We start from the raw sequence: 21,477 nt of genomic DNA, 5'->3' as shown, positions 1-21,477 counted from the left end.
ATGCACCAGATGCGCTTGTCTCAAGCGAGCGATTCGACGGGCAGGCCGGCGGCTTTCCATTCGGGGTAGCCATCCTCGAGACGGCGGACGCGATAACCTCGCGTCCTGAGCGCTGCGACCGCTTCGAACGAAAGGACGCAATAGGGGCCGCGGCAATAGGCGATCACCTCCCGGCCCCTCGGAAGTTCGCCCAAACGTCGCTCCAACTCGGCGAGTGGAATGTTGAGAGCTCCCTGTAGATGGCCCAGCGCGAACTCGTCTTCGGGGCGCACATCGAGCACCGTGACCAGATCGTCGTGCAATCTCGCGACCAGATCATCTCGCGACACCGGTTCGAGCGCGTCGCGGGCATGGAAGTAGTCGGTCACGACGCGGCCGATCTCGGCGATATTTCGCTCGCCGACGCGACCCAGGGCCTTCGTCAGCGCGACCACTTCGGCATCGCCGGCCAAGCGATAGAGAACGTGTTTACCCCGACGCTCCGTCTCGACGAGACGCGCGCGCCTGAGGATCTGCAGGTGGCGGGATGTGTTGGCGAACGTCAGATGAGCACGGGCCGATAGCTCCTCGACGTTGCGCGCCCCCTGGGCGAGGTGCTCCAACAGTTCAAGCCGATGCGCATGGCCCAACGCCTGCGCCACCTCGGCGAGATTTTCATAGATCGCGTGTTTCGGTCCGGTACTTGACACGGCAGCTCCTGAAGATATCATTCAGCAGATCGATTGAATGGTATCTAGCCGCTCTTAGAGGGGAGTGCAAGTCCATGATCCTCCGCCAGTTCTTGCATAGCGAGCCCGTCGGCATCTCCTACCTCTTCGGCTGCGGCGGCAAGGCGGCCGGCGCGGTCGTCGATCCCGTCGGCGATATCCAGCCCTATCTGCAAGCCGCCGACAATGCCGGCATGCGCATTCACTTCGTCATCGATACGCATGTCCATGCCGACCACCTCTCGGCGGGTCGGGCTCTCGCCCACGCGGCAGGGACGCCATACGTGCTCTCGTCGGCCGCGGGCGTGTCGTTTCCGTTCAAAGGTGTGAGCGACGGCGAAGTCCTTCCGCTCGGCAACGTCACGGCGACAGTTCTCCACACGCCGGGGCACACACCCGAGCACATCTGCATTCTTGTGACGGACCGGACTCGCGCCGACGAGCCCTGGTTCGTCCTGACCGGCCACACCCTGATGGTCGGCGATCTGGGCCGTACCGAACTCGCCGCCAGCGCCGAAGATGGCGCAAAACAACTGTTTCGCAGCGTGCGCCAGCTGAAGGGGCTGCCGGACTACGTCGAGGTGCTGCCCGGCGCCTATGCGGGTTCGGTCTGCGGCCGCCGGCTGAGCGGCAAGCCCTGGTCGACCATCGGCTTCGAGAAGCGGCACAACCAGGCCTTCATGATCGAGGATGAAGCCGAGTTTGTGCGGTTCATGGTCGCCGAGATTCCGCCGGCGCCGCCGGAAGCCGCGAAGATCAGAGCCGCCAATTCGGGCGTCACTGCCGCTGCGGCCTGATGCCATGAGCGAAACGGTATCCGCTCCACAAGCCGCCTCTTTGGTCAGATTGGGGCTGAGGGAAAATTGGCCGCAGTTCGCTCTACTTGTCCTCATCAACGCTTTCGTGGGCGGGATGGTCGGGATCGAGCGAACCGTCGTGCCACTGATCGGTGCCGAGGAGTTCAAGGTCGGCTCGACGACGCTTGTCGTCTCTTTCATCGTCAGCTTCGGCGTCGTGAAGGCGTGCGCCAATCTGATTTCCGGCAAGCTTGCCGACAAATGGGGGCGCAAGCGGGTTCTGATCCTTGGGTGGCTCGTAGGACTTCCAGTGCCCTTCATGATCATCTGGGCGCCAAGCTGGGGATGGGTGATCGCCGCCAATGCCCTTCTAGGCATCAATCAGGGCCTTGCCTGGTCGATGACGGTGATCATGAAGATCGATCTCGTCGGGCCGAAGTCGCGCGGCCTTGCGGTGGGCCTGAACGAGTTCGCCGGATACCTCGCGGTCGGCGCGACCGCCTACCTCACCGGCTATCTTGCGTCGGAGTATGGGTTGCGGCCGGCACCGATCTATCTCGGTGTGGCCTATGCGATTCTCGGCGCCGCGCTTTCGATCCTGCTGGTGCGCGATACGCGCGAGCACGTCCGATTGGAGATGGCGGTGCATGCACGGCAAGCGTCTCCGATCAGCTTCCGGGAGATCTTCCTCCTCACGTCATTCAGGGATCGCAACCTGTTTGCCGCATCGCAGGCCGGGCTGGTGAACAACCTCAACGACGGCATGAGCTGGGGCATCTTCCCGCTATTCTTCGCCTCCTTCGGTCTCGCGGTTGATCGGATCGGCATATTGAAGGCCGTCTATCCAGCGACGTGGGGCATCCTCCAAGTCGCCACGGGTCCCCTGTCGGACCGCTGGGGCCGCAAGGGCCTGATCGTCGCCGGCATGTGGGTGCAGGCCGGGGGCTTGTTCCTGACCGGGGGGACGAGTCATTTCGAGTGGTGGCTCGTCGGCAGCCTGCTGCTCGGACTTGGCACGGCCATGGTGTACCCGAGCTTGATCGCCGCCGTGTCCGACGCCTCGCATCCAAGCTGGCGCGCTCGCTCGCTCAGCGTCTACCGCTTCTGGCGCGACCTCGGCTACGCGATCGGTGCGCTGTCGGCCGGCATCATCGCAGACAGATTCGGACTTTCAGCGGCGATTGTTTCGATCGCCGCTCTGACGTTCATTTCCGGGGCTGTCGCGGCGGTGTTCATGCGGGAGCGTACAGCGACTTCGGTTGACCTCGCGCAACAAGCGAGGCGACCGGCGGGGTAGAGTTGAATTTCTTCAATGATGGAGCAAGCCGATGCAGAAAGTATTGGTTCGAACGGTCGCTGCTCTCTCCCTCCTGCCTGGGGCAGTATGGGCGCAAGCGCAGGCGCCGTCAGATCCTGAACGCTACTACGGTTGGGGCCCGCACATGATGGGATGGGGCGGAGGATACGCCATGATGTTCGGTCCGTTTTTCATGATTCTCTTTCTCGCAGTCCTGGTTGCCCTCGCAGTTGTCCTCGTTCGCTGGCTGGGCGGCCCATGGCCGGGGACATATCCGCAACACCAATCGCCGCCAGCCCGGACGGCGCTCGATATCCTCAAAGAGCGCTTTGCGCGTGGCGAGATAGATAAGGCGGAATTCGAGGACCGGCGGCGCGTTCTCGGCGAGTAATTCGGCGCGTCCAACCGCAAGCTTGATCAGTTGGAAGAGGAGGCGCCCTTGCAGGTTCTGCTGATACTCAACGACCCGCCCTACGGCACCGAGCGCACCTACAACGGCTTGCGCCTCGCTCTCGCTCTCGCCAAGAGCGATCCAGCGACCACCGTGACGGTGTTCTTGATGGCTGACGCGGTAGTGGCCGCGAAGTCGGGCCAGAAGACGCCGGACGGCTACTACAATGTGGAGCGCATGCTAAAGGGCGTTCTCGCGGGCAAAGGACAAGTCCTACTTTGCGGCACCTGCATGGACGCCCGCGGGCTTGCTGATGCAGAGATACTCGGCGGTGTCAGGCGCAGCACCATGGTTGAACTCGCGGCGATGACCGTTTCCGCCGAGAAGGTGCTGGTGTTTTGATTCAGTATCCAAGAAGAGTGCCTCTTGGTCCAATGACCGTCACACCGCTCGCAGAGGAACGACCACGGGTTACGGTGACGCTGCACCTTTCTCGTCGTCCTGCTCGGGAGCCAGTTTGGCCTCGTCATCGAGTTTGATGGCGGCCAAACGGGACCATTGGCGGCGTGCCGCCGCAGGGGAGCAGCGCAGGGCACGAATTCCGAATACCAGAAATTTTGTTGACAAGGTCCCCAAATCAATGGTTTGATCTCGCGCATCCCGCCCGCACTGAGAGGGGCGCATCGCGATCGTCACGGGACGTTGCGGCGGGGAGCGGTGGCCGCGGAGCGACGCAGCATCTCGATGGAGGTGCGGACGAACGTCGTTTCGCGGACGGTCAAGCCGTGTGGTCCCGACACCCCGACGCTGGTGTCTTGGTCGGTGACATCCCGATGACGGGGGCAAGCAAGCCCGGTCCCCTGGGAGAGCACGGAGCAGCCGTTCAAACCATTGCGCAGGGAAGGCCGGGTTGTTTCCGGCTGAGCCTGTGGTTCCTTCCCCGTGCATTTTCTTCGCACGGGGGCCGCGGGTGCCAGTCGGCACTCGGCCTTCCCTGCGCCCTCTCAATCGACGAGGACGCCGACTGCAGCAGAGCTCGGGCCGAACCGGCCGCGAGGGTGCGGTGGTATGCGCGTGAGCAAGGCTGCGACGAGCGGTGGGCTGTTTGACAGGGTTGATCGGATCAGAACGCGGGGCTTAGCCGGAGCACCGGGGGGCTCAAACGCCCGGCTTCGCCAAGAAGCTACGCCGGGCACGCCTCGCCCTTCGGGCACCTGCGCGGCTGCGCCACGCGTAGCCCGAAGGGCGAAGCGTGGTGCCGCAAGAGGGACTCGAACCCCCGACCCCGTCATTACGAATGACGTGCTCTACCAGCTGAGCTATTGCGGCGAACCATAGCGGCGAGCGCCCGGCACGGGGACGGACGACGCGATCGCGCTCCTGATATCGGGCGAACGGCCCGTTGGCAAGGACAACGCGCGCCGCCGCGGCGCGGAAACGAACCGGTGTGACCCGGAACGGCGGGGCTGGTTGCCCTCAGCCGCCGAACCGCGACCAGAACCCGCGCCAGCCGCCGGCCTGGGCCTTGGGCGCGAGCTGCTCGGCGAACTCGTCGCGGGGCTGGTCGTCGTCGTCGACGCCGGGATCGTCCGGCGGTCGCATGATCGGGACGATCGCCTGGATCGGCGTCTCCGCCGGCCTGGCGAGATCGTTGCGGGTGCGGAACAGCGGCGTCGGCGCGGTGGCCGCGGTCTCGGCCGGCTTGGCGGCCACGGCATCCGGCTCGGCCTCCGGCTCCGATTCGGCCTCGGCGGGGGCCGCGGCCTGCAGCGGCGGCGCCGGCTCGGCGGCGATGGCCGTGGCCTCGATCAGCCTGCCGTCCTCAGCCGTGTCCACAGGGATATCCACGGGCTTGTCGACAAGCTTGTCCACTGCCTCGACTGGCTTTTCGGCCTGCTCGGGCTCGGCGGCTGCCGCCGGCCGCGGCGGCTCGTTGTCCTGCACGGCCGGCGTGATCACCACGGGCGCGGGTGCGGCCTCGCGCGGCGGCTCGACCGCGGCTTCGGCCATGGCCGGGCGGACCGGCGGCGCCAGCACGGCTTCGGCGAAGGCCGAGCTTTCGATCACGCTGCTGCGCTCCGAGGGCAGGCTCGCCACCGGCGTCTGCCACTGGAAGGCGTCGAGCCGGCCGGTGACCGGCGAGATTGGCTGCCAGCGGTCGCTGACATAGCCGTCCGCGGTCCAGGCCGGGTCGTGGCGGGCCCGCACCGCGCGCAGCGCCCATTCGCGCGCCTTGCCGGCGTCGCCATGCTCGGTGCGCTCCAGCTCGGCCATCAGCATCGCCACGCGCTGGGTCGGGTCCTCCGTGAACGGCGCCAGCGCCTCGCGGGCGCGGCCGAATTCGGCGGCGTCGATCGCCGCGCGCGCCACCGCCAGCGCGCCCTCGACATGGCCGGGCGTCCGCGCGGCCAGGTTCTCCACCCGCGCCAGCCGCTGCCGGGCCGAATCGCCGAGCCGCACATGGGCGTAGGCGTCGGCGAGATCCGGATGCGGGCACGCGGCCCAGGCGGCCTCGATGATCTTCATCGCGCGCCGCACCTGGTGCGCCTCGCTCTCGAACTTCGCCGCCAGCACCGCGGCCGGCACCAGGGTTGGCGCCAGCTTCACCGCGTCCATCGCGCTGGTGCGCGACAGGTCGCGGTCGCCGGTCTCCAGCGCCAGCGCGCGCGCCGTCAGCAGCACGCCGCGCTGACGGCGGTAGGTCGGCTTGTCGATCATGCCGGCGGTGTAGTTGCCGTCGAGGATCGAAAGCGCACCGTCCCAGTCGGCCTCGGCGCAGCGGAAGCCGAGCACCGCATGCGAGGCCCAGGTGGCGTTGGGCGCCAGCCTGAGCGCTTCGTCGGCGATCATCACCGCAGCATAGGCGTCGTCGGCGCGCTGCGCCTCGATGAACAGGCCGCGCAGGCCGAGCAGGCGCGTGTCCTGGCGCTCGGCCATGGCGCGGAAGGCCCGCCGGGCGCCGTCGCGGTCGCCTTCGAGCTGCGCCGCCTGGGCGTGCAGGAGCAGCGTCAGCGGATCGTCGCCGGCCAGCCGCCTGGCGGTGTCGGCGTGCTGCCGCGCCGCAGTCGAATCGCCGTGGCCAATCGCCAGCAGGCCGTGGGTGATGGCGTGGCGGCCGCGCTGATGCCGGCGGGCGCGGTGCGCCTTGCGGATACGGCCGGGTGCCCGCAGCAGCGCGCTGATCAGGTTCCACAGCGCGACGCAGGCGGCGATGGTGAGGCCGAGCGCGAGCACGAACACCGGCAAGGTCATGGCGATCCGCCACGGGCCCCAATTCAAGACGACGTCGCCCGTCTGCTCGGCGACCCAGGCCGAGCCCGCAGCGGCGAGCCCGACCAGGATGAGGAAAATGACGATCCGGAACATGGGCGTCCTATTGCGCGGGTTTGGCGAGCGCGGTCATCGCGTCGTCGGCGAATTTGCGGGCGGCCGACAGCGCGGCGTCGCGGGCATCGGCGCGTGCGAGCCAGTCATTGGCGGGGGCGCGATCACCAGGCGAGAGACCCTTCAGCTCGCGGCGGGCCTCGGCGAAATCGTTGCGCAGCGCCGCCGCGGTGATCCGTGCCACGACCGCGCCGCGATCGGTGCCGGCGCCGTCGGTGCGCTCGACCTTGACCAGGCTCGAGGCGCCGGCCGAGAGCTTGCTGAGGATCGAGGTCCCGGTGGTGCTCTCGGGCGCCGGCGGCGAGAGCTTCGGCACGATGGTGAGCAGCTCGCGGCTCAGTGCCGCGGGGCTCGGCACGCCGGTCGTGGCGAACGCCTCCAGCGGCTTCAGCGCGGCCGCGTCGGGCGCCAGCGATTTGGCGGTGGTCAGCGCCGCTCCATAGGGATCGCCGTGACGGACGGCGACGTCGAGCAGGGTCGCGGCGACCACGCGGCGCAACGGCGCGTCGTCGGCCGGCTTGGCCGCCTCTGCCGCCTCGGAGATCCTGGCGCGCTCCTGCGCCAGCGCCGCGCTCTGGTTCTTGCTCGCCCGCTCCAGCGCGTCGATGCGTGCGGTCAGGCCGGAGAGATCGACCGGCTCGGGTGCGGGCGCCGGCGCGGAGCCGTCGCGCGGCTGCGCCCGGACGTCGTTGAGGGCGGCCACGGTCTTGTCGGCCTGAGCGCGCAGGCCGACGACGTCGTTGCGAAGCGCTGCCATCGCCTTGTCGGCGGCATCGAGCCGGCCGGTCACGGCGCCATCCGGCTTGCCGATGCGCTGCTCCAGCCCGGCGACGCGGGAGGTGAGCTCGTCGACCGCCGTGGCCTGCGGCGAGATCGCCGACGGCGGTGCGACCTGCGGCCAGCCCAGCATCCAGCCGACGCCGATGACCAGCGCGGCCGCGGCCGCGCCGGAGAACGGCGCGATGATCCAGGGCGACACCGGCCGGGAGGGGGGCGGCGCCATGCGCGGCGGCTCGGCCGCGGCAATGGTCTCCTCGACCCTGTCATCGGCGGCAGCAGCCGCTTCGGCGTCCGGCGCCAAATGCGGGTGCGATTCGGCGGCGGTCTCCGACGAGCCTTCGGCCATCGCCGCCGCCGGAGCGGACCATGGCGAGGCGGTCGGCCGCTCGGCCGCGCTCTCGCTGGCCGACGGGCGCTCCTCGCGTGAGGTCGGCTCCAGGTCGATGGTCGGCGGTGGCCGTTTCGGCCGCCCAGTGTCGGAGGCCGGTGCAGCGGTGTCGGGTTCATCGACCATGGTGGAAGTTCCCTGGCTGAGGCAAGATTGAGCAGGCTCTCTTACGCCATTCACGACCGTAGCGCACGGGTCAGGCCCTCCAGCATGTCGTTTTCATCCGGATGCGCCGCGATTGTGACCTGGGTGGCGCCGGCCTCGCGCAGCACCTCGGCGACATTGGCCGACAGGCAGCCATGGGGCACCGCCAGCGCCGAGATTTCGACGCCATCGGTCCGGATGGCTGCCACGAATGCCGCGGCACTCCGCCGCGAATAATGCAGCACCGCCTCGATCCGGTTGGCTGCGAAGGCCGCGCAGACGTCGCGCGGCAGCGCCGCGACCGGCGCCATCCGATAGACGGTCTGGGTGACCACATCGAAGCCGCGCTCGGCGAGCTCGGAAGCGAGGTCGCGCGAGATGTCGGCGCCAGCGAGATAGAGCAGGGTGGCCTTGGCGTCGACGACGACGCCGCTGTCTGCGATCAGGTCGCGCAACGCCGTCGCATCGGCCGCGGCCGAGATCACCTGCGTGAAGCCGGCCTCGCGTGCGGCTGCGGCGGTCCGGTCGCCGACCGCGAACAGCGGCAGGCGCAGCAATGCGGACCCTCTGAGCTGCGGCGCCGCCGCGCGCAGCGCGTTCGATGATGTCACGATGACGCCGGCGGCGTCGCGGCCCGCGTCCGGCGGCAGCGCGACCGGCTCGAAGCGCAGCATCGGCGCCAGCAGCACCTCGAAGCCGCGCGCGCGCAGGGCGCTCGCGGTGCGTTCATTGTCCGGGGCGGGACGGGTCACCAGCACGGCCATGTGCTATGCTCCCGTCGAACACGGATCGGCCGGGCTGCAACGGACGGACGATTGCACCTGGCGACCTCGTGGTGTTAGGCGGTTCTGCGCACTCATAATGACCAAAAGGGTTGAGATTGGGTAACGAATCGCAAACGCTCGTGCTGGGCATCGAAACCACCTGCGACGAGACCGCCGCGGCCGTGGTGGCGCGTGATTCGGACGGCAAGGGGCAGATCCTCTCCAACGTGGTGCGCTCGCAGACCGACGAGCACGCCATCTATGGCGGTGTGGTTCCAGAGATCGCGGCGCGCGCCCATGTCGACATGCTCGACCATCTCATCGACGCGGCGATGCGCGAAGCCGGCATCGACTATGCCGCGCTCGGCGGCGTCGCGGCGGCCGCCGGCCCCGGCCTGATCGGTGGCGTCATCGTCGGCCTCACCACCGCCAAGGCGATCGCGATGGTGCACGACACGCCGCTGATCGCGGTCAACCATCTCGAGGCGCATGCGCTGACGCCGCGCCTCACCGATGCAATCGACTTCCCCTATTGCCTGTTCCTGGCCTCCGGCGGCCACACCCAGATCGTCGCAGTCGCCGGCGTCGGCGACTACGTCCGGCTCGGCACCACCGTCGACGACGCGATGGGCGAGGCGTTCGACAAGGTCGCGAAGATGCTGGGCCTGCCCTATCCGGGCGGACCGCAGGTCGAGCAGGCCGCGCGCAATGGCGACGCCGCGCGCTTTGCCTTCCCGCGTCCGATGCTGGGCCGCAGCGATGCCAATTTCTCGCTGTCCGGGCTGAAGACGGCCGTGCGCAACGAGATCGGCCGGCTCGACAAGGTGAGCGAGCAGGACATCGCCGACCTCTGCGCCAGCTTCCAGGCGGCGGTGCTGGACTCGACGGCCGACCGCCTGCGCGTCGGCCTCGACCTGTTCAAGCAGCGCTTCGGCGCGCCGACCGCGCTGGTGGCCGCCGGCGGCGTCGCCGCCAACCAAGCCATTCGTGGCGCGCTCGACGATGTCGCGCAGCAGGCCGGCACGCGGCTGATCATGCCGCCGCCCGCGCTCTGCACCGACAATGGCGCCATGATCGCCTGGGCCGGACTGGAGCGCCTCGCGCTCGGCCTCGTCGATGGCATGGACGCCGCCCCGCGGGCGCGCTGGCTGCTGGATGCGAATGCCAGCGTGCCCGGCAAGTTCGCGAATACGCGCGCGGGGTTTTGAGGGTGATGGAATTGCTTTTTCATTCCGCACGAAGCGGCTGGATCGCCCTCGGCTGTGATGTGGCAAGCTCCTGCACCACACGCGGTGCGCTCCCCTCCCCCTTGCGGGGAGAGGTCGGGGGTGGGGGGGGCTCCATAAAAATTCTCGCTCGTGGCACCCCCCTCCCCAACCCTCCCCCGCAAGGGGGGAGGGAGCGCAGCCGAATCCGCGGCGAATGACTCGTTTCCAAACGATCTCCGTCATCGGCGCCGGTGCTTGGGGCACCGCGCTCGCCGCTGTCGCAGCGCGCGCCGGGCGTGACGTCACGCTCTATGCCCGCGATGCCGACCACGCCGCGCGCATCGGCGCTGCCCGTGAGAACCCGCGCCTGCCCGGCATTCCCCTCGCGTCGCGCATCGCCGTGACCGCCGATCTTGCCGAGCCCGCCCGCGCCGACGCCGTTCTCATCGTCGTCCCCGCCCAGCATCTGCGCGGCGCCGTCATGCATCTCGCACCGCTGCTCCGTCCGGGCACGCCGCTCATCGCCTGCGCCAAGGGCATCGAGCACGGCACCCATAAATTCATGACCGAGGTGATCGCGGAGGCCGCGCCGAACGCGATCCCCGCGATCCTCTCCGGCCCGAGCTTCGCCGACGACGTCGCGCGCGGCCTGCCGACCGCGGTGACGCTCGCCGCGCCCGACGAGGCGCTTGCGGCCGATCTCGTCCATGCGCTGGGCTCGCCGACCTTCCGGCCCTATCACTCCACCGACGTGCGTGGCGTCGAAATCGGCGGCGCCGCCAAGAATGTGCTGGCGATCGCTGCCGGCATCGTTTCCGGCCGCAAGCTCGGCGCCTCGGCGCTGGCGGCGCTGACCACGCGCGGCTTCGCCGAGCTGGTGCGGCTCGGCCGCGCCTATGGCGCCCGCAGCGAAACGCTCACCGGCCTGTCCGGCCTCGGTGACCTCATCCTGACCTGCGCCGGTCCGCAGTCGCGCAACTTCGCCGCCGGCCTCGCGCTCGGCCGCGGCGAGCCGCTGCCCGCGGGCAAGCTTGCCGAGGGGCAATACACCGCGCCGGTCCTGGTCGAGCTCGCAGCCTCCCGCGGCGTCGAGATGCCGGTGGCGCAGGCCGTTGCCGCGATCCTCGCGGGCGCGGTGACGATCGACGCCGCGATCGAGGCGCTGATGATGCGCCCGTTCAAGGCGGAGGAGTGAGCGTTCTGGCTGCGCACCACATTCACCCCTCACCCTGAGGAGCCCGCCGCAGGCGGGCGTCTCGAAGGGGGAGGCCCTGATCCGGCCTCATGGTTCTCGGGGCGATGCGAGAGCATCGCCTGAACGCGCCTGCGGCACTCCTCACCATGAGGGTTGAGCGCAGAGACCGGCGCCGCGTCATCGCTGGGCAAAAGCGCAGCGCCCCGGCTCTAAGGTGTTGACCCGGCCGTTGTCGTCTTCTTTGATCCGGCCGCCGAGCGAGGCCGTATTCCGCTCGAGACTGGCGCGACGTGATCTGAGGATCTTGCACATATGAACTACTGGCTGGTGAAATCCGAACCCTCGGTGTGGTCGTGGGACCAGCAGGTGGCGAAGGGGGCCAAGGGCGAAGCCTGGACCGGCGTGCGCAACTTCACGGCGCGGCAGAATCTGGTGGCGATGAAGAAGGGCGACCTCGCCTTCTACTACCATTCCAACGAGGGCAAGGAGATCGTCGGCATCGCCGAGATCATCAAGGAAGCCTATCCCGATCCGACCGACAAGACGGGCAAGTTCGTCTGCGTCGACATCAAGGCGCACAAGGCGTTCAAGACCCCGGTGACGCTCGCCGCGATCAAGGCCGACAAGACGCTGAGCGAGATGGCGCTGGTGAAGCAGTCGCGGCTCTCGGTGCAGCCGGTGACGGCGGAGGAGTGGAAGCACATCTGCAAGCTGGGCGGCGTGTAGGGCGCAAGGGCTTGTGAGACGCGCAAGGCGTTAGCGCCATTCGTGGTAGCTCCGGACCTGCGGCTGCCATGGGCAGGCTGCGTCCTTTCAGGCGCCGCGCTATGATGCTACGTTCAGTTGTAGCAGGGAGCACCTGCTTCCTGCTCCATACCGAACAGGAGACCGACATGTCTGACAGCGTCTACAAAGTCATCGAGCTGATCGGTACCAGCAGCGAATCTTGGGAAAAGGCGGCCGCGAATGCGGTCGAACAAGCTGCGAAAACACTCCGGGACCTGCGCGTTGCAGAAGTCGTCAAGCTCGACATGCAGCTCGATGCGAAGGGGAAAGTCGAAGCCTATCGGGCCAAGCTCAACGTGTCGTTCAAGTTCGAAGGCGCATGAGCTGACCATCGACCTGCGTTGTCGTTCGCCGGCCTATCGGCCGCGGCAAGGTTTGAGCCTGCAATCCGGTGTCGTGCCCGCCATCGGGGGCATGACCGTGGACGTCTCGGTTCGGCTTCCCGGGGGATGGCGAGGCGGGACGGACCACAAGCCTGTCATACGGAAATTGCCCGTCGCGCCGGTTATGTCGCAGGGCAGCGCCGCTGCATGACGATCGGGAGTTCGGATCAGAGATCGAGACCTTTCTTCCTCAGTTCATCGACCATCTGCTTCCTGATCTCTTCGCCGAGAGCTTGACCAAATTTCTGCCCGGCAATGCTCGACTCCTGGGTGACGGACGGCAGCTTCTGCAGGACTCTTTGACCTGTCGGGGTCCTGTAGAACTCAGCCATGGTCCTGAGGTCGTCCGCCGAGAAGTTCCTGGCATAGACGACCGCGATCGCATCCGAGAATTCGGAAACCCTGCCCTGAAAGGCCTGGGTGAACTTCGGGATCAACGCATCATATTGCAGAGCGACCTCGGCGCGCCCCTGGACGATCGTCGGTCTCAGGTTCTTCAGAACGATCGGCAACAGGGCTGTCGCCTGGTCATTCATATGCATCACGGAGACCAGCTCTTTCGCAGCCGCCAAGGACTCCTGTGATGTCGCTTGGGCTCTTGCCGATGGCGGCGCTGCGGCGGTGAGCCAAATGGCGGAGGCGACGACGACGTACCGACAGCGATGCTTCATCCTGATCCCCCATGTGCCGGCTGCAGCGGCGATCGCTGTTACGGCCGGGCTCCAATTCTTAAAATCAGCCGGAGCCAGTGAACAGTATTGCTAAGCTGTGTTTTCTGCCGCTGCAACCGGATTGGCATCCCCCGCGCTATTGTGCGGATCAAAGCCTGCTCGGTTGCCCGTCGGGCAGTTTCCGCATTCCCGACATGCGCCAATTGCCCGTCGAGTTAGTTTGCCGCAGCCGCGCCGGCTTGTGTCGTCGGGCAAATCACCTTCACATTTCCGCGCATCCTGTTGCCGCATGAGGGGCGTTTCGCGACCGTCACGGACCGTTGGCAGTGGGAGGCGATGGGCGTGTGTTGCCGCAGCGTAGTTCAGTCTGCGCGGACGAACGGCGATGCACGCACGGTCAAGTCGCGCGGTCCTGATATCCCGATGCTGATATCAAGCGGGTGCTGATGCTAGCGTGTCGCGCTCGTGATGGTGGCCAACAAGCCCGGCGCGCCAAGGAGAACGCGAAGCAGCCGTTAAAACCGTTGCGCAGGGAGGGCCGGGTGTGTTCGGCCAGACCTGTGGTACCTGCCGCCAGCATTTTCTTTCGCTGGCGGGCCACGGGCGCGGCCAGCGCCCGGCCTTCCCTGCGCCCTCATGATTCGAGGGCGGTGAGTTTCAGCACAGCTCGGGCGCATCGTGTCGCGAGAACGAGATCGTTCGCCTTCGAGCTGCTTCTCGGAGGCAACGCCGGGCGCGCCAACCACAGCTGTCGTCCCGGGCAAGCGCGAAGCGCGCCGACCCGGGATCCATAACTACAGGGTTCAGTTGTCTTGCACGGGACTCGCAGCCTGCCTCTTACAAACATCACGCGGTATGGGTCCCGTTCGCAGGGACGACGCCGGTTATTTGGCGCGCGCTCGGCCCTCACGATCCAAACAAAAAGAAAGGGGCCCCAGCTTGCGCTGGAGCCCCTCAACGGTCAGGGCATTGCCGGGTATTTGCCCGAACCGAAGTTGCGGACCTGGTCGCGTACGACCAAGTCCCGGGAGAACTCAGTAGTTGTAGGCGCGCTCGCCGTGGTCGGTGATGTCCAGACCCTCGCGCTCCTGCTCCACGGTCGGGCGCAGGCCGATGACCACGTCGACGACCTTGTAGAGGATCGCCGAGCCGACACCCGACCACACCAGCGTGGCGACGACAGCCTTGAGCTGCGCCAGCATCTGCGTGGCGAAGTCGTAGGTGCCGGCGTTGTTGCCGGTGATGTTGGTGTAGTCGGTGATGCCGACGCCGCCGAGAGCCGGGTTGACCAGGATGCCGGTGGCCAGAGCGCCGATGATGCCGCCGATGCAGTGCACGCCGAACACGTCGAGCGCGTCGTCATAGCCGAGCGCGTTCTTCACGGTGGAGACGAAGAACAGGCAGACCGGGGAGACGATCAGGCCGAGCACCAGAGCGCCGATCGGACCGGCATAACCGGAGGCCGGGGTGACGGCGACGAGGCCGGCGACCGCACCCGAGCAGATGCCGAGCAGCGAGGGCTTGCCCTTGACGGCCCATTCGCACAGCAGCCAGGACAGCGCCGCACCGGCGGTGGCGACCATGGTGTTGACGAAGGCCAGCGCGGTGACGCCGTTCGACTCCAGGTTGGAGCCGGCATTGAAGCCGAACCAGCCGACCCACAGCAGCGCGGCGCCGATCATGGTCATGGTCAGCGAGTGCGGAGCCATCAGCTCCTTGCCGTAGCCGGTGCGCTTGCCGATCAGAACCGCGCCCACCAGGCCGGCGATGCCGGCATTGATGTGGACGACGGTGCCGCCTGCGAAGTCGAGAGCGCCAGCGCCGGCGAGCCAGCCGACAGCGCCGGTGACTTCGTCGAGCTTGGCCTGGGCAGCGGTCTTGGCGGCAGCGTCGCCAGCGGCAGCGAGAGCCTTGGCAGCAGCAGCGATGTCATCGGGAGCTGCGATGAACCAGACCCAGTGCGCGATCGGGAAGTAGATGAAGGTCACCCAGAGCAGGATGAACAGCATCACCGCCGAGAACTTGATGCGTTCGGCGAAGGCGCCGACGATCAGGGCCGGGGTGATCATCGCGAAGGTCATCTGGAACACGAAGTAGGCCAGCTCCGGGATCACCACGCCGTTCGAGAAGGTCGGAACGGTCGAGTTGGCGTCGACGCCGTGCAGGAAGGCCTTGGAGAAGCCGCCGACCCACGAGGTCATGCTGCCGCCGTCGGTGAAGGCGAGCGAGTAGCCGTAGAGCGTCCAGATCACGCCGACCATCGCAACGATGGCGAACACCTGCGTGAGGACCGAGGCCATGTTCTTGGTGCGGACGAGGCCGCCATAGAACAGCGCGAGGCCGGGGATGGACATCATCAGGACGAGGGCGCTGGACACGAGCATCCAGGCGACGTCGCCCTTGTTGGGAACGGGGGCGGCTGCGGCAGCGGCGGCAGGCGCGTCCTCGGCGAACGCCACATCGGCGAGGCCTGCGACGCAGAGCCCTGCAATTGCGAGCGTAACCCATCCCGCGCTGGTTGGACGCTTGAACGTCATTTTATTGTACTCCGTAAGTGTTCTGGTTTGAGCGCGAAATCAAAGGGCCGCAGCGTCCGCTTCGCCGGTGCGGATGCGCACGGCGTGGTCGAGGCTGATGACGAAGATCTTGCCGTCGCCGATCTGACCGGTCTTGGCGGCCGAGCTGATCGCATCGATGGTCTTGTCGACCTGGTCGGAGGGGATCGCGACCTCGATCTTGATCTTGGGCAGGAAGCTCACCGCATATTCGGCGCCGCGGTAGATTTCCGTATGACCTTTCTGACGGCCGTACCCCTTCACTTCCGTCACCGTGAGACCATGAACGCCGATGGCGGTCAGGGCGTCCCGGACTTCTTCGAGCTTGAATGGCTTGATGATCGCCATAACAATTTTCATGGGTCCTATCCCCGCTTGGGCCCGGCACGGACGTTACCGAGCGCTTCCTGTCGACTGAGGTTCACCACGCGGAGAGAGCTTCACGACGCGGGCACAGCCGGGAGCGATAGAATCAAATGCCGTGCCAGACGGCTGGTCAGGGCTAACGAGCGGTGAATCCTGACCTTTTCACCCCTCACCGGGGGCATCAAAGGCTGCGCTATTCCGTCGCGCTCAAGGAATGGGCATGCATGCGCAAAAGTTACGCATGTCAGGCTCAAGACACAATGCTGCTCACCGCGCGGGCAGAATCCCGCGACGCCGAACAGGTCAATTGGCGCCAATTGCTGCAGCTATTGTAGCGCCTCGCCATGCTGGGAGATGTCGAGTCCTTCCAGCTCGTGCTCGCGCGACACCCGCAGCGGCACGAAGGCGCTGACCAACTTCAGGAGCCCCCAGGTGACGCCGCCCGACCACACCAGGGTGACGGCGACGCCGTAGAGCTGGGCCGCAAGCTGCTTCGGGTTGCCCTCGATCAGCCCGGCTGTGCCGCCGATCGCGGCGGTCGCGAACACGCCGGCCAGCAGCGTGCCGGTGAGGCCGCCGACGCCGTGGACGCCGAACACGTCGAGCGAATCGTCATAGTTGAAGCGGTGCTTCAGCGAGGTGCAGGCCCAGTAGCAGATGATACCGGCGAGCGCGCCGATCACCAGGCCATGCCAGGGGGCGACGAAGCCGGACGCGGGCGTGATGGTGCCGAGGCCGGCGACCGCGCCGGAGATCATGCCGAGCACCGACGGCTTGCGCCGCGTCGACCATTCCAGCGCGCCCCAGGTGACGGCGCCGGCGCAGGCGGCCAGATGCGTCGTCAGGATCGCCATCACCGCATGCGCATTCGCCCCGAGCGCCGAGCCGCCATTGAAGCCGAACCAGCCGACCCAGAGCAGGCCGGTGCCGACCACCGCGAGCGACAGATCGAACGGCGAGAGGTTCTCGCTGCCGTAGCCCTGGCGGCGTCCCATCACCAGCGCCGCGACCAATCCCGCGGTGCCCGCGGAGAGATGCACGACGAGACCGCCGGCGAAGTCGACCACGCCGGCCTGCGCGAGAAAGCCGCCGCCCCAGATCCAATGCGCCAGCGGCACATAGACGAAGATGAACCATGCGATGCTGAACAGGAGGTAGGCGGAGAAGCGCATGCGGTCGGCGACCGAGCCCGCCACCAGCGCCACCGTGATGATCGCGAACGTCATCTGGTACAGCATGAACAGCGACTCGGGGATCGTCCTGGCGCCGGGATGGACGCTGTCCATGCCCATGCCGGCGAGGAAGGCGCGGTCGAGCGAGCCGATCCAGGTGCCGTCGCCGACGAAGGCCAGCGAGTAGCCGAATGCGACCCACAGGATCGAGATCAGCATCACGGCTGCGAGGCTCTGCGCCATCGTCGCCAGCACGTTCTTCTTGCGCACCATGCCCGAGTAGAACAGCGCCAGACCGGGAATGGTCATCATCAGCACCAAAGCGGTGGCGACGATCATCCAGGCGGTGTCGGCCGGTTCGATCGTGGACGGCGCTGCGGCCGCTGCTGGCGTGGTGAAGGCAATCGCGCCCGCTGCAGCCAATGCTGCAGACGCGCGCAGGCAACGAGACGCGCAGGTCTCCATGACAGTCCCCCCGGCATGTCAGATGTTAGGATCTTGCAGTTCGCCGCGCCGTTGCGGCGGGCGTGCAGCCGTTGCGGCTGCTTGACGGGCTTAGAGTGCGTCGGTGTCGGTCTCGCCGGTGCGGATGCGGCGGGCATGATCGATCGGCGTCACGAAGATCTTGCCGTCGCCGATCTGGCCGGTGCGCGCGTGCGTCGTGATTACCTCGACCGCCTTCTCGGCGATGTCGGAGTTGACCGCGATCTCGATGCGCAGCTTGGGCAGGAAGTTCACGATATACTCGGCGCCCCGGTAGATCTCGGTATGGCCCTTCTGGCGGCCGTAGCCCTTCACCTCGGTGACGGTCATGCCGTGGACGCCGATCGCGGTGAGGGCCTGGCGCACCTCGTCGAGCTTGAAGGGTTTGATGATCGCGACGACGAGCTTCATGGGCGGGCCTTGGTTTCCTCGGGTCTGGGCAGCCTGCTTCTGAGGCAGGCGTCGAACGGCTGTTGTGGCCTGTTCCTAGGCAAATGGCACAAAAAGAGCGCAGCGTTAAGCGATATTTGATCGCCTATTGCTTGGATATCGTTCGGACAGCTAGTCTGAGCGCGACTCATTGCAGCGACCCCGCGCTCAGATTGAACGACGCTTTGCGGCTCATGTGCCACGAAAACATTATTTTGGAGAGAAACCGTGGGCAATATTCCCGAGATCAATCCCCTTCCTTCCAGCACAAGTCCCGTTTCCGCAGTGCCACTGGATGCCCCGCCCCATCCGCTGGATGCGGAGTGGCACGTCCATATCAATGGACAGACCTACGGCCCTTACACCGGCCACCGCCTGGGTGAGTTCGTCAAGGAAGGCCGCATCGACAAGTCGACCCAAGTTCTCGCGGTCGGTAGCGAGGCTTGGTCCTTGGCTGGGCAAGACCTTCGTCTCGCCTCGCTGTTCAACCGGGCTCCGCCGCAAGCTCCGCCGATCTCCGCTGCAGCCGGCTCGACCGTTGTCCAGATAACCAACCAGATGGCGCCGACAGCCGTCCTTCTCGACGACACCGGAGTCTTCGGCGCGAAATCGCCGGGCGTCGCTCTGTTCCTTTCATTTCTCCTCTGCGGTGCGGGTCAAATGTACTGCGGCAGAGTCGGGAAAGGAATCCTGATGCTGATTGGGTGTATAGCTCTGTGGTTCATCTTTTTGGGATGGACAGTCTGGATTTGGTCGATGATCGATGCCTACGCGACGGCGAAGGACATGAACCTGCGATACCTGCGTCGCCTGCAGTCGGGCCAGCCAGTATGACGAAAGCTGCGCCCAATATTTCCTTTCAGAGCTGCCCGTCCTGCGGCTCCGCTTTGAACGAAGGCGCGCTGACATGTGGCTATTGCGGCAGCGTCACTGCCGTCGAAAATATTTCGAGCCGCGTGAGATCTGAGTTCCGGTATTGGGTTGGACGGGCCGGGGCCTATCTGCAGGACCCCGCGGTTCTGATCTGGGTGCTTGCGACCGTTCCCGTACTGATCTTGCCACCATTACTGGCATTGATGATGTGTTTCAGAGGGAGCTGGAATAGCAGACGCGGCGATGCCGCTAGACAAGCTTACTTCTCTGTCTTCTCTGTTTCAGTCGTCGCCATCGTCAATATCGCGCTGAGCTTGATCTTTTGGCGCTGGCTGAGCGAGATATCGATGTCAGCAGGGCTGTCCTTTGGACTCTTTCTCAAGTCGCTGGGAATTGTTTCTCCAAGGGCGTCACTGCAGGCCATCTAACGTGTTCATTTACAACGGGCGCAGCTTACCGGCGCTCGCGGATCGAGCCCTCCTGCGCGACGGAGGCGACCAGCGTGCCGTCGGGCTTGAAGATCGAGCCGCGGGTGAGCCCGCGGCCGCCCTGCGCGCTCGGCGAATCCTGCGCATAAAGCAGCCATTCGTCGGCGCGGAACGGCCGGTGAAACCACATCGCGTGATCCAGCGAGGCCGGCATCATGCGCTTGTCGAACAAGGTGCGGCCATAGCGCGCCATGACCGCGTCGAGCAGCGAGAAGTCCGACGCATAGGCCAGCGCGCACATGTGCAGCGCCGGATCATCGGGCAGCTTCGCCGCCGTCTTGATCCAGACGTTGATGCGGCCATCCTCGATCTTATGGCCGAAGTACCGGTTCAGTTCGACGGGGCGCAGCTCGATCGGCCGGTCGGATTCGTAGTAGCGGCGGATGAAGTCCGGCATCCTTTGGAAGACTTCCTGAAACATCGGCTGCTTGGAGATCTCCTCCGCCGTCAGCTTCTCCGGCGGCGGCACGTCCGGCATCTTGTCCTGGTGGTTGAATGCGCTGTCCTCGTCGCTGTGGAAGGACACCATGATCGAGAAGATCGCATTGCCGTGCTGGATCGCGGTGACGCGCCGGGTCGCATAGCTCTTGCCGTCGCGCAGGCGCTCGACCTGGTAGATGATCGGCACCTGCGGGTCGCCGGGCAGGATGAAATAGCAGTGCAGCGAATGCGGCAGCCGGCCCTCGACAGTGCGGCACGCCGCCATCATCGCCTGGCCGATCACTTGGCCGCCGAACACGCGCTGCCAGCTCGTCTTCGGGCTGTTGCCGCGGAACAGGTTCACCTCGATCGGCTCGAGATCGAGGATCGAGATCAGGTCGATCAGTCCCTTGGACATGGCGTGGTGCTTTCGCTGGCTCGGCCGTCAGCTCCGGCCCCGTTCCAGCGGGATCAGGCATCCGGAAATGACGGTTTCGGAGGGCAGACCTTGTTTCACGCCCCTGTTTCGCCCAGCTATACTCCACTCGCAAGAGTAACCGTGAGCAGGGCGGCATGACGACACAGCGAAGCATTGTCATTTGTGGCGGGGCGTTTGCCGGCCTGGCGCTGGCGTTGGCGCTCCGTCAGGGGCTTGGGCCCGAGGTGCCGGTGATCGTGGCCGATCCGGCGCTGGCGAACCGGCCGAGCCGTGATCCGCGCGCCAGCGCCATCGTCGCGGCCTGCCGCAAGCTGTTTGACGCGATCGGGGTCTGGGCCGATGTCGCGCCCGAGGCGCAGCCGATCCTCGACATGGTCATCACCGACTCCAAGCCCGAGGATGCGATCCGCCCGGCGTTCCTGACCTTTGCGGGCCAGGTCGAGGCCGGCGAGCCGTTCGCGCACATGGTCGAGAACCGGCTCTTGATCGACGCGCTGGTCCGGCATGCGGAGGCCGCAGGCGTCGAGCTCAAGGCGATGCCGGTGACCGGCTTTGCGACGCGGGCCGACGGCATTGCGGTGACTCTGGGCGACGGCAGCCAGCTCGAGGCGAGCCTGCTGGTTGCCGCTGACGGCGCGCGCTCGAAGCTGCGCGAGCGCGCGGGCATCCAGACCCATGGCTGGGACTATGACCAGTCCGGCATCGTCGTGACCATCGGTCACGAGCGCGACCATGGCGGCCGCGCCGAGGAGCATTTCCTTCCGCCCGGACCATTCGCGATCCTGCCGCTGACCGGCAAGCGCTCCTCGCTGGTGTGGACCGAGCGGCGCGCCGAGGCGAAGCGCCTCGTCGCGCTCAGCGCGGATGAATTCCAGGCCGAGCTGGAGAAGCGCGCCGGCCTGCATCTCGGCGAGTTGAAGGTGCTCGACCAGCCGCGCGCGTTTCCGCTGTCCTACTTCGTCGCCCGCTCGTTCATCGCGCCGCGGCTGGCGCTGGTCGGCGACGCCGCCCATGTGATCCACCCCATCGCGGGGCAGGGGCTCAACATGGGGCTGAAGGACGTCGCCGCACTGGCCGAGGTCGTGGTCGATGCGGCAAGAATGGGAATCGATCCGGGGCAGGTCGATGTCCTCGAGCGCTATCAGCGCTGGCGCCGCTTCGACACGATGGCGATGGGCGTCGCCACCAACTCGCTGAACTTCCTGTTCTCCAACAAGTCGACCTTGCTGCGCACCGTGCGCGACATCGGGCTCGGCATCGTCGATCGCGCGCCGCCCTTGAAGGAGCTGTTCATCAAGCAGGCCGCGGGCCTGACCGGAGAGATGCCGAGGCTGTTGAAGGGCGAGGCGCTTTGAGG

21 protein-coding genes and 1 tRNA gene are annotated in these 21,477 nt (G+C 66.6%); 11 read left to right on the top strand and 11 right to left on the bottom strand.

Features of this window, described 5'->3' with window-relative positions; translation table 11 throughout:
* Nucleotides 1-20: 20 nt before the first annotated feature.
* Nucleotides 21-689 carry a metalloregulator ArsR/SmtB family transcription factor gene (locus tag QW868_RS08725; RefSeq protein ID WP_315785862.1) on the bottom strand — a complete coding sequence of 223 codons (669 nt, stop codon included), beginning with the start codon at nucleotides 687-689 and terminating at the stop codon, nucleotides 21-23.
* 74 nt (nucleotides 690-763) lie between these two features.
* Here QW868_RS08725 and QW868_RS08720 point away from each other — a divergent pair, with 74 nt between their 5' ends.
* Genes QW868_RS08720 through QW868_RS08705 form a run of 4 tightly spaced genes read left to right on the top strand, consistent with a single transcriptional unit; the run spans nucleotide 764 to nucleotide 3,594 of the window.
* Nucleotides 764-1,504 carry an MBL fold metallo-hydrolase gene (locus tag QW868_RS08720; RefSeq protein ID WP_316230345.1) on the top strand — a complete coding sequence of 247 codons (741 nt, stop codon included), beginning with the start codon at nucleotides 764-766 and terminating at the stop codon, nucleotides 1,502-1,504.
* A gap of 4 nt (nucleotides 1,505-1,508) precedes the next feature.
* Nucleotides 1,509-2,801 (top strand): MFS transporter, encoded by a 1,293-nt coding sequence (locus QW868_RS08715; protein ID WP_316230344.1) that lies wholly within the window; start codon nucleotides 1,509-1,511, stop codon nucleotides 2,799-2,801.
* A gap of 31 nt (nucleotides 2,802-2,832) precedes the next feature.
* Complete coding sequence (locus tag QW868_RS08710) at nucleotides 2,833-3,192, top strand: SHOCT domain-containing protein (RefSeq protein ID WP_315785868.1); 360 nt, start codon at nucleotides 2,833-2,835, stop codon at nucleotides 3,190-3,192.
* A 48-nt stretch (nucleotides 3,193-3,240) separates the two neighbouring features.
* On the top strand, nucleotides 3,241-3,594 hold the full coding sequence (locus QW868_RS08705) for a DsrE/DsrF/TusD sulfur relay family protein (protein ID WP_316230343.1): 354 nt from the start codon (nucleotides 3,241-3,243) through the stop codon (nucleotides 3,592-3,594).
* 851 nt (nucleotides 3,595-4,445) lie between these two features.
* On the opposite strand, the gene QW868_RS08700 is transcribed toward QW868_RS08705, so the two are convergent.
* The 4 genes from QW868_RS08700 to QW868_RS08685 form a co-directional block, all read right to left on the bottom strand.
* Nucleotides 4,446-4,521: transfer RNA gene (locus QW868_RS08700), tRNA-Thr, on the bottom strand.
* A 147-nt stretch (nucleotides 4,522-4,668) separates the two neighbouring features.
* Nucleotides 4,669-6,558, bottom strand: coding sequence for a heme biosynthesis protein HemY (locus tag QW868_RS08695; RefSeq protein ID WP_316178776.1), 1,890 nt, complete (start codon nucleotides 6,556-6,558; stop codon nucleotides 4,669-4,671).
* Nucleotides 6,559-6,565: 7 nt separating this feature from the next.
* On the bottom strand, nucleotides 6,566-7,870 hold the full coding sequence (locus tag QW868_RS08690; RefSeq protein ID WP_316230342.1) for a hypothetical protein: 1,305 nt from the start codon (nucleotides 7,868-7,870) through the stop codon (nucleotides 6,566-6,568).
* 50 nt (nucleotides 7,871-7,920) lie between these two features.
* Entirely contained in the window at nucleotides 7,921-8,652 is a 732-nt protein-coding gene (locus QW868_RS08685; RefSeq protein WP_316230341.1) for a uroporphyrinogen-III synthase, read from the bottom strand.
* A gap of 140 nt (nucleotides 8,653-8,792) precedes the next feature.
* Here QW868_RS08685 and tsaD point away from each other — a divergent pair, with 140 nt between their 5' ends.
* The 4 genes from tsaD (at nucleotide 8,793) to QW868_RS08665 (ending at nucleotide 12,164) form a co-directional block, all read left to right on the top strand.
* Nucleotides 8,793-9,860 (top strand): tRNA (adenosine(37)-N6)-threonylcarbamoyltransferase complex transferase subunit TsaD, encoded by a 1,068-nt coding sequence (tsaD, locus tag QW868_RS08680; protein WP_315777336.1) that lies wholly within the window; start codon nucleotides 8,793-8,795, stop codon nucleotides 9,858-9,860.
* A gap of 214 nt (nucleotides 9,861-10,074) precedes the next feature.
* A complete protein-coding gene (locus tag QW868_RS08675) occupies nucleotides 10,075-11,055 on the top strand; it encodes an NAD(P)H-dependent glycerol-3-phosphate dehydrogenase (RefSeq protein ID WP_316230340.1) in 981 nt (326 codons plus the stop codon).
* Nucleotides 11,056-11,367: 312 nt separating this feature from the next.
* Nucleotides 11,368-11,781 (top strand): EVE domain-containing protein, encoded by a 414-nt coding sequence (locus QW868_RS08670; protein WP_316230339.1) that lies wholly within the window; start codon nucleotides 11,368-11,370, stop codon nucleotides 11,779-11,781.
* Nucleotides 11,782-11,948: 167 nt separating this feature from the next.
* Nucleotides 11,949-12,164 carry a dodecin family protein gene (locus QW868_RS08665; RefSeq protein ID WP_315777333.1) on the top strand — a complete coding sequence of 72 codons (216 nt, stop codon included), beginning with the start codon at nucleotides 11,949-11,951 and terminating at the stop codon, nucleotides 12,162-12,164.
* 227 nt (nucleotides 12,165-12,391) lie between these two features.
* On the opposite strand, the gene QW868_RS08660 is transcribed toward QW868_RS08665, so the two are convergent.
* From QW868_RS08660 to QW868_RS08640, 5 genes are all read right to left on the bottom strand, one after another.
* Nucleotides 12,392-12,796, bottom strand: a complete 405-nt coding sequence (locus QW868_RS08660; RefSeq protein ID WP_316204452.1) for a DUF2059 domain-containing protein — start codon at nucleotides 12,794-12,796, stop codon at nucleotides 12,392-12,394.
* Nucleotides 12,797-13,929: 1,133 nt separating this feature from the next.
* Nucleotides 13,930-15,432, bottom strand: coding sequence for an ammonium transporter (locus tag QW868_RS08655; protein ID WP_315777331.1), 1,503 nt, complete (start codon nucleotides 15,430-15,432; stop codon nucleotides 13,930-13,932).
* Nucleotides 15,433-15,471: 39 nt separating this feature from the next.
* The gene (locus QW868_RS08650) at nucleotides 15,472-15,810 is read right to left on the bottom strand and encodes a P-II family nitrogen regulator (protein WP_006611147.1); all 339 of its coding nucleotides are present in this window, start codon (nucleotides 15,808-15,810) and stop codon (nucleotides 15,472-15,474) included.
* A 332-nt stretch (nucleotides 15,811-16,142) separates the two neighbouring features.
* The gene (locus tag QW868_RS08645; RefSeq protein WP_315740633.1) at nucleotides 16,143-17,453 is read right to left on the bottom strand and encodes an ammonium transporter; all 1,311 of its coding nucleotides are present in this window, start codon (nucleotides 17,451-17,453) and stop codon (nucleotides 16,143-16,145) included.
* Between the two features lie 90 nt (nucleotides 17,454-17,543).
* Entirely contained in the window at nucleotides 17,544-17,882 is a 339-nt protein-coding gene (locus QW868_RS08640; protein ID WP_172112996.1) for a P-II family nitrogen regulator, read from the bottom strand.
* A gap of 246 nt (nucleotides 17,883-18,128) precedes the next feature.
* On the opposite strand from QW868_RS08640, the gene QW868_RS08635 reads away from it, so the two are divergent.
* Together QW868_RS08635 and QW868_RS08630 are read left to right on the top strand one after the other, a co-directional pair.
* Nucleotides 18,129-18,734 carry a GYF domain-containing protein gene (locus QW868_RS08635; protein WP_315797919.1) on the top strand — a complete coding sequence of 202 codons (606 nt, stop codon included), beginning with the start codon at nucleotides 18,129-18,131 and terminating at the stop codon, nucleotides 18,732-18,734.
* Nucleotides 18,731-19,201 carry a zinc ribbon domain-containing protein gene (locus QW868_RS08630; protein ID WP_316230338.1) on the top strand — a complete coding sequence of 157 codons (471 nt, stop codon included), beginning with the start codon at nucleotides 18,731-18,733 and terminating at the stop codon, nucleotides 19,199-19,201. The genes QW868_RS08635 and QW868_RS08630 overlap by 4 nt, the downstream gene beginning before the upstream one ends.
* 25 nt (nucleotides 19,202-19,226) lie before the next feature.
* Here QW868_RS08630 and tesB read toward each other — a convergent pair whose 3' ends face one another.
* The gene (tesB, locus tag QW868_RS08625; RefSeq protein ID WP_316230337.1) at nucleotides 19,227-20,099 is read right to left on the bottom strand and encodes an acyl-CoA thioesterase II; all 873 of its coding nucleotides are present in this window, start codon (nucleotides 20,097-20,099) and stop codon (nucleotides 19,227-19,229) included.
* A gap of 155 nt (nucleotides 20,100-20,254) precedes the next feature.
* Between tesB and QW868_RS08620 the strand changes: the two genes are divergently transcribed.
* Nucleotides 20,255-21,475, top strand: coding sequence for a ubiquinone biosynthesis hydroxylase (locus QW868_RS08620; RefSeq protein WP_316230336.1), 1,221 nt, complete (start codon nucleotides 20,255-20,257; stop codon nucleotides 21,473-21,475).
* The last annotated feature ends 2 nt before the right edge of the window (nucleotides 21,476-21,477 follow it).

Source organism: Bradyrhizobium sp. SZCCHNR1051 (assembly GCF_032489615.1).
Lineage (GTDB): Bacteria > Pseudomonadota > Alphaproteobacteria > Rhizobiales > Xanthobacteraceae > Bradyrhizobium.
Note: the sequence above shows the minus strand (reverse complement) of the source record. Positions and strands in the feature narration are given on the sequence as shown.

Bases quoted from the DNA above. Each gene is read 5' to 3' on its own strand.
- QW868_RS08720 (WP_316230345.1), top strand. From the start codon at position 764: ATGATCCTCCGCCAGTTCTTGCATAGCGAGCCCGTCGGCATCTCCTAC.
- QW868_RS08715 (WP_316230344.1), top strand. From the start codon at position 1,509: ATGAGCGAAACGGTATCCGCTCCACAAGCCGCCTCTTTGGTCAGATTG.
- QW868_RS08710 (WP_315785868.1), top strand. From the start codon at position 2,833: ATGCAGAAAGTATTGGTTCGAACGGTCGCTGCTCTCTCCCTCCTGCCT.
- QW868_RS08695 (WP_316178776.1), bottom strand. From the start codon at position 6,558: ATGTTCCGGATCGTCATTTTCCTCATCCTGGTCGGGCTCGCCGCTGCG.
- QW868_RS08690 (WP_316230342.1), bottom strand. From the start codon at position 7,870: ATGGTCGATGAACCCGACACCGCTGCACCGGCCTCCGACACTGGGCGG.
- QW868_RS08685 (WP_316230341.1), bottom strand. From the start codon at position 8,652: ATGGCCGTGCTGGTGACCCGTCCCGCCCCGGACAATGAACGCACCGCG.
- QW868_RS08675 (WP_316230340.1), top strand. From the start codon at position 10,075: ATGACTCGTTTCCAAACGATCTCCGTCATCGGCGCCGGTGCTTGGGGC.
- QW868_RS08670 (WP_316230339.1), top strand. From the start codon at position 11,368: ATGAACTACTGGCTGGTGAAATCCGAACCCTCGGTGTGGTCGTGGGAC.
- QW868_RS08665 (WP_315777333.1), top strand. From the start codon at position 11,949: ATGTCTGACAGCGTCTACAAAGTCATCGAGCTGATCGGTACCAGCAGC.
- QW868_RS08655 (WP_315777331.1), bottom strand. From the start codon at position 15,432: ATGACGTTCAAGCGTCCAACCAGCGCGGGATGGGTTACGCTCGCAATT.
- QW868_RS08650 (WP_006611147.1), bottom strand. From the start codon at position 15,810: ATGAAAATTGTTATGGCGATCATCAAGCCATTCAAGCTCGAAGAAGTC.
- QW868_RS08645 (WP_315740633.1), bottom strand. From the start codon at position 17,453: ATGGAGACCTGCGCGTCTCGTTGCCTGCGCGCGTCTGCAGCATTGGCT.
- QW868_RS08640 (WP_172112996.1), bottom strand. From the start codon at position 17,882: ATGAAGCTCGTCGTCGCGATCATCAAACCCTTCAAGCTCGACGAGGTG.
- QW868_RS08630 (WP_316230338.1), top strand. From the start codon at position 18,731: ATGACGAAAGCTGCGCCCAATATTTCCTTTCAGAGCTGCCCGTCCTGC.
- tesB (WP_316230337.1), bottom strand. From the start codon at position 20,099: ATGTCCAAGGGACTGATCGACCTGATCTCGATCCTCGATCTCGAGCCG.
- QW868_RS08620 (WP_316230336.1), top strand. From the start codon at position 20,255: ATGACGACACAGCGAAGCATTGTCATTTGTGGCGGGGCGTTTGCCGGC.